General features: G+C 75.8%; 10 protein-coding genes. 3 read left to right on the top strand and 7 right to left on the bottom strand.

Features of this window, described 5'->3' with window-relative positions; genetic code table 11:
• The first annotated feature begins 14 nt into the window (after nt 1-14).
• Nucleotides 15-1,019 carry an aldo/keto reductase family protein gene (locus ABGB06_RS38025; RefSeq protein WP_347599780.1) on the top strand — a complete coding sequence of 335 codons (1,005 nt, stop codon included), beginning with the start codon at nt 15-17 and terminating at the stop codon, nt 1,017-1,019.
• Here ABGB06_RS38025 and ABGB06_RS38020 read toward each other — a convergent pair.
• The 7 genes from ABGB06_RS38020 to ABGB06_RS37990 all read right to left on the bottom strand — a co-directional run bounded on the left by ABGB06_RS38020 (nt 992) and on the right by ABGB06_RS37990 (nt 12,258).
• Nucleotides 992-5,098 carry a Pls/PosA family non-ribosomal peptide synthetase gene (locus ABGB06_RS38020; RefSeq protein WP_347599777.1) on the bottom strand — a complete coding sequence of 1,369 codons (4,107 nt, stop codon included), beginning with the start codon at nt 5,096-5,098 and terminating at the stop codon, nt 992-994. The two genes, ABGB06_RS38025 and ABGB06_RS38020, sit on opposite strands and share 28 nt — an antisense overlap.
• Nucleotides 5,099-5,233: 135 nt before the next feature.
• Nucleotides 5,234-6,007 (bottom strand): class I SAM-dependent methyltransferase, encoded by a 774-nt coding sequence (locus ABGB06_RS38015; RefSeq protein WP_347599774.1) that lies wholly within the window; start codon nt 6,005-6,007, stop codon nt 5,234-5,236.
• A 44-nt stretch (nt 6,008-6,051) separates the two neighbouring features.
• The gene (gene rpiA, locus ABGB06_RS38010) at nt 6,052-6,834 is read right to left on the bottom strand and encodes a ribose-5-phosphate isomerase RpiA (RefSeq protein WP_347599771.1); all 783 of its coding nucleotides are present in this window, start codon (nt 6,832-6,834) and stop codon (nt 6,052-6,054) included.
• A gap of 3 nt (nt 6,835-6,837) precedes the next feature.
• Nucleotides 6,838-8,370 (bottom strand): xylulokinase, encoded by a 1,533-nt coding sequence (gene xylB, locus ABGB06_RS38005; RefSeq protein WP_347599769.1) that lies wholly within the window; start codon nt 8,368-8,370, stop codon nt 6,838-6,840.
• A 78-nt stretch (nt 8,371-8,448) separates the two neighbouring features.
• The gene (locus ABGB06_RS38000) at nt 8,449-9,897 is read right to left on the bottom strand and encodes an aldehyde dehydrogenase family protein (RefSeq protein ID WP_347599766.1); all 1,449 of its coding nucleotides are present in this window, start codon (nt 9,895-9,897) and stop codon (nt 8,449-8,451) included.
• 94 nt (nt 9,898-9,991) lie between these two features.
• Nucleotides 9,992-10,993 carry a C-terminal binding protein gene (locus tag ABGB06_RS37995; protein ID WP_347599763.1) on the bottom strand — a complete coding sequence of 334 codons (1,002 nt, stop codon included), beginning with the start codon at nt 10,991-10,993 and terminating at the stop codon, nt 9,992-9,994.
• A gap of 74 nt (nt 10,994-11,067) precedes the next feature.
• Complete coding sequence (locus ABGB06_RS37990; protein ID WP_347599760.1) at nt 11,068-12,258, bottom strand: fumarylacetoacetate hydrolase family protein; 1,191 nt, start codon at nt 12,256-12,258, stop codon at nt 11,068-11,070.
• Nucleotides 12,259-12,323: 65 nt separating this feature from the next.
• Between ABGB06_RS37990 and ABGB06_RS37985 the strand changes: the two genes are divergently transcribed.
• Together ABGB06_RS37985 and ABGB06_RS37980 are read left to right on the top strand one after the other, a co-directional pair.
• Complete coding sequence (locus ABGB06_RS37985) at nt 12,324-13,121, top strand: FadR/GntR family transcriptional regulator (protein ID WP_347599757.1); 798 nt, start codon at nt 12,324-12,326, stop codon at nt 13,119-13,121.
• 63 nt (nt 13,122-13,184) lie between these two features.
• Entirely contained in the window at nt 13,185-14,015 is an 831-nt protein-coding gene (locus tag ABGB06_RS37980) for a sulfotransferase (protein WP_347599754.1), read from the top strand.
• Nucleotides 14,016-14,543 lie beyond the last annotated feature (528 nt).

The following is a 14,543-nucleotide window of genomic DNA, read 5'->3' as shown; positions in this document are numbered from 1 at the left end:
AGGCTCTGATCTCTATGGAGCACCGTCACCTGGGCCGCAGCGGCCTGCTGATCAGCGAGATCGCCTACGGCAACTGGCTCACCCACGGATCCCAGGTCGAGGAGGAAGCGGCGCTCGCGTGCGTGCGCGCGGCACTCGACCAGGGGATCACCACCTTCGACACCGCCGACGTCTACGCCGGAACCCGCGCCGAGTCCGTTCTCGGCCGCGCCCTCAAGGGGCAGCGCCGGGAGGGCCTGGAGATCTTCACCAAGGTCTTCTGGCCGACCGGGGAGGGACGCAACGACCGCGGGCTGTCCCGCAAGCACGTCATGGAGTCCATCGACGGCTCGCTGCGCCGGCTGCAGACCGACTACGTGGACCTCTACCAGGCGCACCGCTTCGACCGGTTCACCCCGCTGGAGGAGACGATGGAGGCGTTCGCCGACATCGTGCACTCCGGCAAGGCGCACTACATCGGCGTCTCCGAGTGGACCGCCGACCAGATCCGGCGCGCGCACTCGCTGGCCCGCGAGCTGCGCGTCCCGCTGGTGTCCAGCCAGCCGCAGTACTCCATCCTGTGGCGGATCATCGAGGGCGAGGTCGTCCCTACCTGCGAGGAGCTGGGCCTCGGCCAGATCGTCTGGTCCCCGATCGCCCAGGGCGTGCTCACGGGCAAGTACCGGCCGGGGGAGCAGCCGCCGGCCGGCTCGCGCGCCACGGACGAGAAGGGCGGCGCGAACATGATCAGCCGCTTCATGCGGGACGAGGTGCTGGACGCGGTGCAGAAGCTCCGTCCGCTGGCCGACGAGGCCGGGCTGAGCCTGGCGCAGCTGGCGATCGCCTGGGTGCTGCAGAACCCCAACGTGTCCGCGGCCATCATCGGCGCCTCCCGTCCCGAACAGGTCGAGGAGAACGTCAAGGCCGCGGGCGTGCGGCTGGACCCGGAGCTGATGCGGCGGATCGACGAGATCACCGCCGAGGTGGCCGTCACCGACCCGCAGCTGACCGCTCAGAGCGTGCCGGCCCAGCGGCCCTGACCGGTCACGTCCGGCGCCTCGGGGGCCGGGTCACGGGTCGTTCGCGACCCGGCCGGCCCCCGGCCGCGGCCCGCGGGCGGCGGCATCCGGCGCAACGGGGCGCCCTGCCACCGGCCGTGGTCCGGGACCGTCTCGGCGGCCATCACCAGTGAGCCGGCCCCGACGCTGCTGCCCGCCCCGATCCGGCTGCCCGGCAGGGCGATGCTGTGCGGGCCGAGCACCGCGCCAGGACCGAGGCTCACCGGGCCCAGGCGCATCACCCGGTCGTGGAAGAGATGCGTCTGCAACACGCAGCCGCGGTTCACGCAGGAGCCCTCGGCCACGCTGATCAGGTCCGGCTCCGGCAGCCAGTACGTCTCGCACCACACGCCGGGACCGACCCGGGCGCCGAGGCTGCGCAGCCACCAGGTGAGCACCGGCGTGCCGGTCGCCGTCCCGAGCAGCCACGGCGCGGCCAGCACCTCGACGAACGTGTCGTAGAGCTCGTTGCGCCACACGAACGCGCACCACAGCGGATGCCGTCCCGTCGTGAACCGGCCCACCAGCAGCCATTTCGCGGCGGTGGCGAGCCCGGCGGCGACCAGGCCGGCCAGGCACAGCACCGGACCGCACAGCAGCAGGGCGATCCAGCCGCCGAAGGTGTGCCACAGCACGGCCAGCGCGAACACCACGCCCCACCGCAGCAGCCCGCTGAGCAGCACCGGCACGGCGCGGCACAGCTCCACCGCGCCGCGGGCGGCCCGCAGCCGCCGGGACGGACGGAAGGTGCGGGCCTGGTCGTGCCGTTCCGCCACCCGGCGCAGCCGCACCGGCGGATTGCCCAGCCAGGAGGAGCCCTCGGGCACCACCGGCGGGGCGTCGGTGAGCACGCCGATCAGCGCCCGGTCGCCCACCGCGCGGTCGGGGCCGACGATCCCCGAGTTGCCCACGAACGCCGTGACGCCGACCCGGGACGGGCCGATCCGCAGCCAGCCGCCGCGTAGTTCGTACGGCGCGGCCAGCACATGGTCGGCGAGGAAGGCGGAGTCGGCGACCTCCAACAGTCCCGGCAGCGCCAGCACCGTGGAGACCTCGGCCGCGCGGCCCACCCGGGCGCCGAGCCAGCGCAGCCACACCGGCGTGAAGATGCTCGCGTACAGCGGGAAGAGCGTCCGGTGGCTGGTGTGCAGCAGGTCCTGGACCACCCACGCGGACCAGCCGGGCAGGCTGTGCGCGGGATGCGTGCCGGGCCGCAGCGCCCGCCCGACCAGCCGGACCAGGCCGGCGACGAGCAGCGCGTGCCCGGCCGTGCCGAGCAGCACCAGCGCGACGATGCGCGTCGCCATCGCGGACAGGGTGGGGGAGCCGCCCTCGAACGGCACCGCGAGCAGCAGCAGCGCGGCCGGCAGCACGGTGACCCAGGGCAGCAGCGCGCCGGCGGCCGGGGTGCACAGGTAGACCAGGTCCCAGCGGCGGGACCTGGGCGCCGGCGTGCCCGGCCAGCGCGCCGGCGCGGGCTGCCGGGCGGCGGGGGAGCCGCCCCAGCACTCGCCCGCCGGCACCGCGCCGGCCACGCAGGCGCCGGGCAGCAGCTCCGCGCCGTCCCCGACGTCCGCGCCGGGCAGCAGCACGCCGCGCGCCCCGATCCGGGAGCCCGCGCCAACGTGCACCGGGCCGAGGTGCAGCGTGTCGCCGTCGAGCCACCATCCGGCCAGGTCCGCCTCCGGCTCCACGGCGCAGCCGTCGCCGAACGCGGCGAGGCCGGTGACCGGCGGCAACGCCCGCAGGTCGACGCCGCGGCCGACCCGGCAGCCCAGCAGCCGGGCGTACCAGGCGGCCAGCGGCGTCCCGGTGACGGCCGCGACGTCGAGCGCGGCGACCAGGCGCTCGGCCGCCCACAGCCGCAGATGCGCGACGCCGCCGTGCCGGTGCTCGCCGGGGGTCAGCGGGCCGCGCAGCAGCCGGGCGCCGCCGGCGGCCAGCAGCACCCGACCCGGCAACGTGAAGAGCGCCAGCGCGGCGGGCAGCAGCACCCACAGGGACGGGGTCGGCAACCAGGGCCGGCTCCCGTCGGGGAACCCGACCCCGAACGCGGCCAGGGCGTGCCCGGCCAGGGCGAGCGCGAGCAGCCAGCGCAGCCCCGCGACGCCGTGCAGCAGCGGCTGGGCGGCGGTCTGCACCCAGCCGGTCCACCGCGGCCGGCCGCCGCCGGCCGCCGGGCGGGCGGTGCCGGCGGTGGCCATCGCCCGCAGCCGCTCGGCCAGCGCCGCCGGCGTGGGGTGGCGGTAGAGGTCCGCGACCGACGCCTCCGGATGGCGCGCGCGCACCGCGGACACCAGGCGGGCGGCGGCGATGCTGGTGCCGCCCAGGTCGAAGAAGTCGTCGCCGGGGCCCACCCTCCCCCAGGCCCTGCCGGCCTGGGAGGTGCCCCCATAGCCCAACAGGTCCGCCCAGAGGCCGCGCAGCCAGCGGACCGTCTCGTCGCCGCGGTCCTGGTCGGGCCGCTCCGCACCGGGGAGCCGCGGGCCCGCGGGGTGCCCGCGCGGCGGCCAGGGCAGGGCGCGGCGATCGACCTTGCCCGACGGGGCGGCGGGGAGGTCGGGGAGCACCACGAGCCGGGGCACCAGCGCGGCGGGCAGCCGGTCCCGCAGCCGCCGCAGCGCGGCGCCCCGGTCGAAGCGCGCCGGATCGCCGTCCACCGGCACCAGGTAGCCGGCCAGCACCTCGCCGCCGGCCGGCGTCCGGCGCACCGCCGCCACGGCCGCGGCGACCCCGGGCAGCGCCAGCAGCGCGGCCTCGATCTCGCCGAGCTCCACCCGCCGGCCGCCGATCTTCACCTGGTCGTCGCCGCGCCCCAGGAACGTCAGACCCTCCGGATCCGCGCGCACCAGGTCGCCGGTCCGGTAGGCGCGCGCCCAGCCGACGGCGGGCAGCGCCGCGTACCGTTCCGCGTCCCTGGTCGGGTCGAGGTAGCGGCCGAGGCCCACCCCGCCGACCACCAGCTCGCCGACCTCGCCGAACCGCACCGGGCAGCCGTCGCCGTCCACCACGGCCAGCCGCCAGCCGGCCAGCGGCAGCCCGATCCGCACCGGCTCGCCGGCCCGCAGCCGCGACGCGCAGGCCACCACCGTCGTCTCGGTGGGCCCGTAGGTGTTCCACACCTCCCGGCCGTCGCGGGCGAAGCGCCGCACCACCTCGGGCGGGCACGCCTCGCCGCCGACGACCAGCAGCCGGACCCCGGCCAGCAGGTCGGGCGACCAGCAGGCGGCCAGCGTCGGCACCGTCGAGACCACCGTGATCCGCTGGTCGCGCAGCCACGGGCCGAGCTCCGCGCCGCCCCGCACCAGGGCCCGCGGCGCCGGCACCAGGCAGGCGCCGTGCCGCCAGGCCAGCCACATCTCCTCGCAGGACGCGTCGAACGCCACCGAGAGGCCGGCCAGCACCCGGTCCCCCGGGCCGATCGGGGCGTCGGGGACGAACAGCCGGGCCTCCGCGTCCACGAAGGCCGCCGCGGCGCGGTGGGTGACGGCGACCCCCTTGGGGCGCCCGGTGGATCCCGAGGTGAAGATGACCCAGGCGTCGTCGTCCGGCCCCGGCGCGCCCGGGCGCCCGGCCGGCGGCACCCCGGCGACCGGCCGGATCCGCCGGTCCTCCGGGTCCGCGCCGGTGCCGAGCACCGCGCAGACGCCCGCGTCGTCGAACACCAACGCGGCGCGCTCGTCCGGATCGTCGGCGTCCGCCGGCACGTAGGCGGCGCCCACGGCCAGCACGGCGAGGATCCCCAGGTACAGTCCCGCGGTCCCCGACGGCAGGCGCACCCCGACCCGGTCGCCGACACCGACGCCCGCGGCGCGCAGCGCACCGGCCAGCCGCGTCACCTCGCGGTCGAGCTCCCGGTAGCTGAGGACGACCCGGCCGTCGTCCAGGGCGAGGGCGTCGGGGACGCCGGAGACGGTGGCGCGCAGCACGTCGAGCAGCGTGCGCGGCGGCGCGGCCGGCACGCCGGGGTACACGGCCGGGCCCGCCGCGTCCCCGGACGCGGGGGGAGGCGGACGGTCCGCGTCGGGAAGTTCGAACGGGTGAGACGTACCGGCTACCACCGATCTCCCTCCGGGACCTCAGGACGTGGGGCACACGCGCGCTCCGGTGAATCCATCGGCGCGTTCGGTGCCGGCCCAAGGCCGGACGCGGTCGGTTCATCCGAAGGAGGGAGGCGTCGAAAACGAGGTCCCCGCTCAGTCCCGGCGCGCCACCACCAGGCGGGCCCGCGGCGCCCCGTCGGGCCGTCGGCCGAACTCGGCGAGCGGCAGCGTCCGGACCGAGAAGCCGGCCCGGATCAGGTCCGCGCGGACTCCGGAGAGCGGGAAGGTGCGGTAGTACATGACGAACGGGGGGCGCCACACCGCGTTGCGCACCCGCATCGCGGCGTCGAAGCCCCACAGCGCCCAGTACAGCCGGGAGCCGACCGGCGGCGGCGCGGCGACGGGGAAGGCGAAGCGGCCGCCCGGCCGCAGCGCGGCATGGGCCTGGGCGAACAGCGCGGGCCGCTCGGCCGGCAGGAAGTGGCCGAACGCGCCGAAGCTGACGACCAGGTCGAAGGCCGCGGCGAACGGCAGCGCCCGGGCGTCGGCCCGCACCCACCGCACCTCGGGCGCCCGGTCGGCCCCGGGCGCCGCGTCCGGCCCGGCGGGGAGCGCGCCGCGCGCCACCGCGAGCATGCCCGCGCTGACGTCGACGCCGACCACCCGCCGGGCGCAGACCCGCCGGAGCACCTCGACGCCGGCCCCGGTGCCGGTGCACAGGTCGAGCCCCGCGTCGAACGGGCCGAGGTCGCGCAGCGCCTCGGCCGTGGCGTCGAGCACCCGGTCCGGGGTGCGGAACGGCGTGTGGTCGAACTTGGGCGCGAGCAGGTCGTAGCCGCGCTCCACGGACGAGAGCGCCTGGACCGCGAGCTCCCGCAGGCTGGGCCCCGGTGCTCCGGACCTCATGGCGGGCCTCGATCTGGACATCGGGGCAGCCTAACGGAGCGTGCGACGCGCCCCGCCGGGCGGGCTCAGGCGCCGCCGCGCCGGGTGGTGGCCGGGCGGGCGGTGGGGGCGGCGGAGACGTCGCGGATCTCGTGCCCGCCGTCGGCGCGGCCGATCACCATCTCGTCGGCGATCCCGGTGAACAGGCCGTTCTCGACCACGCCGGGGATCCAGTTGAGCTGTCCGTCCAACGCCAACGGGTCGTGGATGGCGCCCAGCCGGGCGTCGATCAGCACGTTGCCGCTGTCGGTGCGCACCGGCTCGCCGTCCCGCTCGCGCAGCACCAGTTCGGGCTCGTCGTAGCCGAGCCGCCGCAGCAGCCGGGCGATCGAGCGGCGCGTGGACTCCCAGGCGTAGGGCACCACCTCGACGGGCAGCGGGAACGCGCCCAGCACGTCCACCACCTTGCCGTCGTCGACCACGGCCACCATCCGGTCGGAGGCGTCGGCGACGATCCGTTCCCACAGCAGGCAGGCGCCGCCGCCCTTGATCATGGCGCCCTCGCGGTCGATCTCGTCGGCCCCGTCCACGGTCAGGTCGAGCCGCTCCACGTCGGCCAGCGTGGTCAGCGGCACGCCCACCTCGAGGGCGAGGTCCCGGGTGCCGGTCGAGGTCGGCACGCCGACCACGTCCAGGCCACCGGCCACGGCCTCGCCGAGCGCCCGCACGAACCAGTGCGAGGTGGTGCCCGAGCCCAGGCCGAGCCGCATGCCGTCGCGGACGTAGGCGTCGATCGCGGCGGTGCCGGCGGCCCATTTGGCCCGGTCCTGCTCCGTGCTCGGCTCCGTGGACGGCTGGGTGGGCGGCATGACTCACTCCTGGTTGGTCTCGGTGGGGGGTGTGGGCGTGGGGGCGGTCAGGTCGGCCTGCCGCAGCCTCGGGTAGAGGGCGCGGTGCTCGGAGAAGATCGTGTCGTACGCGTCGGCCGCGCCGGCGTCCGGGGTGAAGGTGTGCTCCACCCGCACGGCGGCCAGCGACTCCTCCAGGTCCCGCCACTGCCCGGAGCCGACGCCGGCGACCAGCGCCGCGCCGTACGCGCCGCCCTCCGCCGCGCCGGTGACGGTGACGGTCTCCCGGCCGAGCACGTCGGCGAGCATCTGCAGCCAGAGCGGCTCGTTGGCGGCGCCGCCCGAGGCGACCACCCGGTCGCAGGGCACGCCGGCCTGCCGGCAGACCTCCAGGATCTCCCGCAGGTTCAGCAGCACGCCCTCCATCACGCTTCTCGTCAGATGCCCCAGATGGTGCAGCGGGGTGAGCCCGAGCCAGGCGGCGGTGGCGTCCGGCGCCAGGTGCGGGGAGCGCTCGCCCAGCAGGTACGGCAGGAAGCGCAGCCCCTGGGCGCCGGGTTCGACGTCCCTCGCGAGTTCGATGAGCCGCTGGTAGCGGATCGGCTCGTCCGGGTCGGCCGGGCCGAGGGCGTCCCGGAACCACTGGAGCGCGCCGCCGGCGGCGAGCGAGACGCCCATGATGTGCCAGCGGCCCGGGGCGTTGCCGCAGGACACCTGGACCCGCCCGTCGGGGTTGTCCGGGCATTGGGAGGTGCCGCCGGCGACGATGCCGGCGGTGCCGATGGTGAAGCCGACGGGCCCGGGGTCGACCAGCCCCATCGCCGTGGTCTGCAGCACAGCGTCGCCGCCGCCCCCGTAGACCTGGACGTCGGCCGGCAGCCGCCAGCGCTCGGCGAGTTCGGGGCGCAGCGCGCCGGTGGGCTCGCCGGACTCCACCACGTCGGGCAGCAGCGTCCGGTCGATGCCGAGCAGCGCCAGCAGCTCCACCGACCACTCGCGGGCCGCGACGTGGAACAGGCCGGTGCCCGAGGCGTCCGAGACGTCGGTCAGGTACTCGCCGGTCATCAGCAGCCGCAGGTAGTCCTTCGGGTTCAGGATCCGCGCGGTCCGCTGGTACACCTCGGGCTCGTTCTCCCGCAGCCAGACGATCTTGCCGCCGGTGAAACCGGGCAGCATCCGGTTCTGCGTCATCCGCAGCAGGCCGTCGAGGCCGCCCGCCCGTTCGGTGATCCAGTCGCACTGCGGGGCGGACCGCTGGTCGTTCCACAGGATCGCCCGGCGCAGCGGGTTGCCGGCGGCGTCCAGGGCGGTCAGGCCGTGCATCTGGCCGCACAGCCCGATGCCGGTGACCTCCCGGCCGCCGCGGGGCAGGCCGGCCGTGAGCGCGCGGACCGCCTCGTCGGTGGCGGCCCACCAGTCGTCGGGATCCTGTTCCGCCCAGCCCTGCCGCAGGTTGGTCATCGGGTACCCGCGCAACTCGCGGGCCACCACGTCGCCCGCGGCGTCCACCGCGATGACCTTGCAGGCCGAGGTCCCCAGGTCGATGCCGATCAGCATGGCTCGTCTCCTTCCGCGTCTCCGTCGTCGCGTCGTGCTCGTGCCCCCCGCTGGTCCCGCCCCGGCCGCCCGCCCGGGTCAGGTCGCTCCGTGCCGGAGCCTGATGTGCTTCAGCTGGAGGAACGAGGTCAGGCCCTCGTGGCCGTGCTCGGAGCCGAAGCCGCTCTCCCGGCGCCCGCCGTAGGGGGCGTTCATGATTCCGGCGTCGACGTTGTTGACGGCGACGTTGCCGAAGTCGAGGCCGCGGGCCAGCGTGAAGGTCTCCCGGGTGTCGTCCGTGTACGCGTAGGCGGCGAGGCCGCCGGGCGCGCCGTTGGCGCGGGTCACGGCCTCGTCGAGGTCGGTGAAGGGGGCGACGCCGACCAGCGGGCCGAAGGTCTCCTCGTGCATCACCAGGGCCTCGTCCGGTGCGTCGGCGACCACCGTGGGGCGCAGGAAGAGGCCGGGCGCCAGGTCGGCGACCGGGCCGCCGCCGGCCACCACGGACGCGCCGCGGTCCCGGGCGTCCGCGATGTGGTCGAGGGTGCGCCGGTGGGTCTCGTCCATGGTGAGCGCGCCGACGTCGGCGTCCGGCACCGCCATGCCGTCGGCGACCCGCAGCGCGTCGGCCGCGGCGCCGAGCCGCTCGACGAACTCCCGGTACACCCCGCGCTGGGCGTAGATCCGGTTGATGGCGATGCAGATCTGGCCGGCGTTGCGGAACGAGCGCCGGGTCGCGCCGGCCACCGCCGCGTCGAGGTCGGCCCGGTCCGTGACGACCATCGGGCAGCTGCCGCCGAGCTCCAGGGACAGCCCGGTGACGCCGGTGACGGTGCGCAGCAGCGCCTGCCCGGTGCGCATCGAGCCGGTGAACGCGACCTTGGCGACCGCCGGGTGGGCGGCCAGCGCCCGGCCGGTCTCGCCGTCGCCGTAGACGAGGTTCACCACGCCGGGCGGCAGCACGGCGGCCACGCATTCGGAGAGCACCTGGGCGCAGCCGGGGGTGTATTCGGAGGGCTTGATGACGATGGTGCAGCCGGCCGCGGTGGCGCCGGCCAGCTTCCAGCCGATCAGCTCGATCGGGTAGTTCCACGGGACGATGCCGGCCACCGGGCCGACGGGCTCCTGCTCGACGATGCTGGTGAAGCCGTGCGCGTCGTTGGGCACGGTGCGGCCGAAGACCCGCACCGCCTCCTCGGCGTAGTAGTGCAGCGCGGTGACGAACTTCCGCACCTCGCCCGTGGCCTCGTCCAGGGGCTTGCCCTGTTCCCGGGTGATCGCGGCGGCCAGGTCGGGCACCCGCTCGGCGCAGGCGTCGGCCAGCCGGTGCAGCAGCCGGGAGCGTTCGGCGGGCAGCGCCCGGCTCCAGGCGGGGAACGCGTCGACGGCGGCGCGCACGGCGCGGTCCACGTCCTCGGCGGTGTTCCGGGGGGCGAGGGCGACCAGCTCTCCGGTCGCGGGGTTGTGCCGCGGGACCGGTTCGCCGGCGGTGTCGTGCCAGTCGCCGCCGACGAAGGTGCGGCAGCTGAGGGGGAGGGGATGTGCCATGCGGTCGATGCTCCGCTTCCGTGCGTCGTCGTCCACGTCGCCACGTCGCAGGGTGACCGGGTCGATGGGCGGATCGGTGGCCGGTCGGTGGTGGCTAGGCCGGTGGCCGGGTCGGTGGCCGGGTCCGGGTCCCGGCCGGTGGTCGGTCCCCCGGGCCCGGCTCCGGCAGCGCGACCGGGGAGCGCAGCGGCTCGCCGAGCAGCGCCCGGCGCGCCTCGTCGGCGGCCAGTTCCTGGAGGCGCCGGACCGACTGCTCCGAGTAGAACGCCGCGTGCGGGGTGAGCTGGACGTTCGGCAGGGTGCGCAGCTCGCTGTCGGCGGGCAGCGGCTCCTCCTCCACCACGTCGAGACCCGCGCCGGCGAGCCGTCCCTCGCGCAGCGCCTCGACCACCGCCGCGGTCTCCACCAGGGAGCCGCGCGCCGTGTTCACCAGCACGGCGCCCCACGGCAGCCGGGCCAGGGCGTCCCGGTCGATCAGGTGATGGGTCTCCGGTGTGGCGGGCGCGTGCAGCGATATCGCGTGGGAGCGCCGCAGCACCTCGTCCAGCGGGCGGACCCGGATGCCGGCCGCGGCCAGCTCGGCCGGGTCCGCGTACGGATCGTGGCCCAGCACGGTGACGCCGAACGGGATCAGCCGGGCGGCGAGCGCGCGCCCGATGCGGCCGGTGCCGACCAGCCCGACGGTGGTCGCGGACAGCGCGCGCACCGGGGCCAGGTCGGACGGCGCTCCCCAGCCGCCGCCGGCGATGACCCCGTGGTACTCGGGCAGCCGGCGCAGCAGGGACAGCAAGAGCGCGGCGGCGTGGTCGGCGACGGTGTCCGAACCGTAGTCGGGCACGTTGGCCACCCGGACGCCGCGCCGCGCGGCGGCGTCGAGGTCGACGTTGTCCACCCCGATGCCGTAGCGCACGACGGTGGCGCCTGGGGCCATCGCGGCCAGCACGGCCTCCGTGACCGGCGCGAAGTTGACCAGCACGACGTCGGCCCCGCGCACCGCGCGGGCCGTCTCGGCCTCGTCGGTGCAGCGACACAGCCGGTAGTGGGCGCCCGCGGCGGCGGCCGCCCGCCGCTCCGCCGCGTCGTCGGGGAAGGTCATGTCGGTCACCACCAGGCGCCGGCCGGTGGGACGTTCGCCTTCGGGTCGGGCGGGCCGAGCGGGGCGGGCGCCGGTCATGTGGCCGCCCGGAGCAGCCCGCGTCGCATGAGACTGGCGTACAGCGCGCGTATGCCGGTGTCCCACTCGGGGGCCTGCTCGCTGGTGGTGACGACGTTGCGCAGCGCCCCCAGCCGCGGGGTGGCGATCTCCACCAGATCGCCCTCGTGGTGGGTGAAGCCGCTGCCCGGCTCGCCGCGGTCGGCGGTCGGCGCGAAGAGCGTGCCGGTGAACAGCACCACGCCGTCGGGATAGGGGTGGCGCCGGTTCACCGCCTGAGCCACCAGGGACTCCAACGGGCGGCTGATCTGGCCCATGTCCGACGCGTCGCGCAGCTCGAAACCGTCCCGGCCGAGCACCGTCAGCGTGATCCGGGCGTCGCGCACGTCGTCGATGCCGAAGCCCTCGTCGAACAGCCGGAGGAACGGGCCGAGCGCGGTGGCGGCGTTGTTGTCCTTCGCCTGCGGCAGCAGCAGCGCGCTGCGGCCCTCGACGTCGCGGAGGTTGACGTCGTTGCCGAGGGTGGCGCCGACGATCCGCGCGTCGGAGGTGACGGCGAGCACCAGCTCGGGCTCGGGGTTGTTCCACTCGGAGACGGCGGCCACGCCGACCGGCGCGCCGTAGCCGACCGCGGAGAGCACCGGACCCTTGGTGAAGATCTCGGCGTCCGGGCCGAGCCCGACCTCCAGGTACTGCGACCACATGCCCTGCTCGCGCAGCCACAGCAGCAGCTCGATGGCCTCCGGGCTGCCGGCCCGCACCGACTCCAGGCGCTCCCCGACGCGGGACGTGACCCGGCGCCTGATCTCCTCCGCGTCCTCGGCGACTCCGCCGGCGCGCTCCTCGATGACCCGCTCCAGCATGCTGTTGGCGAACGTGACGCCGGCGGCCTTGATCACCTGGAGGTCCACCGGGGCCAGCAGCCTGGGCTGCTCGACGCGGTGCGCGGCGGTGGCCTCCAGCACCTCGGCCAGCGGCCAGCTGCGGCGTTCCGCGGCGTCCCGGAGCAGCGTCACCGCGTCCGGGCGCTCCAGCAGGTCCGCCATGGTGGGGCCGAGGTCGGTGACGTCGACCAGCGCGTCGCCGCGCACGAGGACCAGGCTCGGGCCGCCCGCCTCGGGGTCGAGGAGGCGCCCGACCAGAAGCGCGTCGGTGTCCCTGGGCAGGACGTCGGCGGGGGACGAGGAGATCTGGCTGACAGCGGCCATGCGACTCAGCGGGCCCTTCCGTACGATGGTGCTTCTTCGTATGATGATCGGACGATAGGACGCCCATGGACGCATCGCAAGACCCCGAGGGTTTCCGGCGCGGTGGCACCCGGGCGCGAGGCGGGGTGCCCGCCCGGCCACCGCGGCTCTCGGAGCTGGTGGCCGAGCAGATCCAGCACGACCTGCTCACCCAGGGCCGGCGTCCCGGCGACCGGCTGCCGACCGAACCGCAGCTGGTCGAGCGCTACGGGGTGAGCCGGACGGTCATCAGGGAGGCCGGGCGGATCCTGGACCAGCGCGGCCTGGTGGACATCCGTCCCGGCCGGGGCATGGTGGTCGCCCAGCCGGACGGCTCGGCCGTCGCCCGGCACTACACGCTGATGCTCGGCATGCACGCGGCCACCTTCCCGCAGCTCATGGAGACCCGGCTGATCATCGAGGTCGAGGTGGCGGCGCTGGCGGCCGAGCGCCGCACCGAGGTCGACCTGCGGGACCTGCGCGCCTCGGTGGCGCGCGCCGAGCGGGCCGCGGGCGACTTCGCCACCTGCCTGGAGGCGGACATCGAGTTCCACGAGGTCGTCACCCGGGCCAGCGGCAACCCCTTCTTCTCCTGGTTCGTCGACCCGGTCAACGCCTGTCTGCGCGCGTCCTACCGGGACTCGCTCGCCTACCTCGCCAGCCTCCCGCGGACCCTCGACGAACACGGCGCCATCGTGGCAGCCGTCGCCGACCGGGACGCGGACGCGGCCCGCGTCGCCGCCCGCCGGCATCTGGAGCGCGTCGCCGCGGAGGGCGGCAAGCTCGTCGCCCCGGCGGCCGACGCGGCGGACGACGACGCGGGGGCCGCGCCAACCCGCCAATAACTCATATGATTACGGCCACAGGTTCGGCGGATGATTCGGTAATGCGCGGGAAGGAACTGTTCCGTGACAGCTTCAGTGGCCAGGCCGATGCCCAGAGCCGACCAGCGGATCGTGTTTGTCGGCGGTCTACACCGCAGCGGCACGACCCCATTGACCCGGGCGCTGGCCGCCCATCCCCAGGTGAGCGGCTTTCACGACACCGGGGTGATGGAGGACGAGGGCCAATATCTCCAGACGGTCTATCCGACGGCCGCGCGGCGTACACGTTCCGGACCGGGCCGGTTCGCCCTCTCGCCCGCGGCGCACATGACCGAGAATTCCCCGCTGGCCGAACCGGGCAACGGCGACCGGCTGTTCGCGGAATGGGGGAAATACTGGGACCTGGAACGCCCGTTCCTGGTGGAGAAGTCCCCGGCCAACCTCGTCATGACGCGGTTCCTGCAACGGCTGTTCCCCGAGGCCCGTTTCCTGGTCATCATGCGCCACCCCGTGATCGTCACACTTTCCACCAAGAAGTGGGCGCCGCGTACCCGACTTTCCACGCTGTTCGAGAACTGGTTCCGCGCGCACGACACGCTGCGTGCCGACGCCCGCCACGTGACGCGGCTGCACGTGCTCAGCTACGAGCGGCTGGTGACCAGCCCGCGGGAGACCCTGGACGGCGTGCGTGACTTCCTCGACCTGCCGGGCGACATCCCCGCCGACTCGGTGCGGGACCGCAGCAACGCCTACCGATCGCGCTGGCTGCGGCTGGCCCAGGCGACCGACCCGGTGAACCGGCGCCGCTTCCGCCGCCTCTGCGAGCGCTACGAGGCCCGCGCCAACGCCTACGGCTACAGCCTCCTCGACATCGACGAACTCCCCCCACCCGACCTCACCCTCCACCCCGCCTGACCCCGCCGCGCGGCGGGCGGTGCCCGGTGGTGGGGTGGCGCGGTGGGGCCGTGTCGGTCTGCAGCTGTCGCGTGGTGCGGCGGGTGGTTGGTGGTGCGGTTTGCCTGGGGCCGGGGCGCGTGCGGCGGGCGGTGCCCGGTGTTGGGGCGCGAAGAGGCGGCGCTGTGGGGCCGCGCCTGGCTTGCGGCAGGGGCAGCGCCCGCCGGGAGCGGCCAGCGCGTTGCTAGCGCGGACTGCTTGCGCCCACAGGCTCGTGCCGGCCCGCGGCCGAGACACGTGCGCCTGGTGGCGGGTGGTTGGCGGTGCTGGGCGCAGCCAGGCGATGCCGCGAGGTTGGGACAGCCCTCGTCCGGGGGGCGGTTGGCGGTGTCGGGGGGCCTGCGGCCGAGGCGCGTGCGCCGTGCGGTGCCCGGGGCTGGGGGCGCCGCGGAGCGGGCCGGGGCAGCATGCCCCGTGCGGTGGGCCGCTGGGCGGGGGCGTTCGCGGCGCTGGGGCCGGGGGGGGGGGGGGGGGGGGCGGGGCGGCGGG

Source organism: Streptomyces sp. B6B3 (genome assembly GCF_039871525.1).
In the GTDB taxonomy this organism is placed as follows: domain Bacteria; phylum Actinomycetota; class Actinomycetes; order Streptomycetales; family Streptomycetaceae; genus Streptomyces.
The sequence above is the reverse complement of the archived record's forward strand: the minus strand, read 5'-3'. Positions and strand labels throughout refer to the sequence as shown.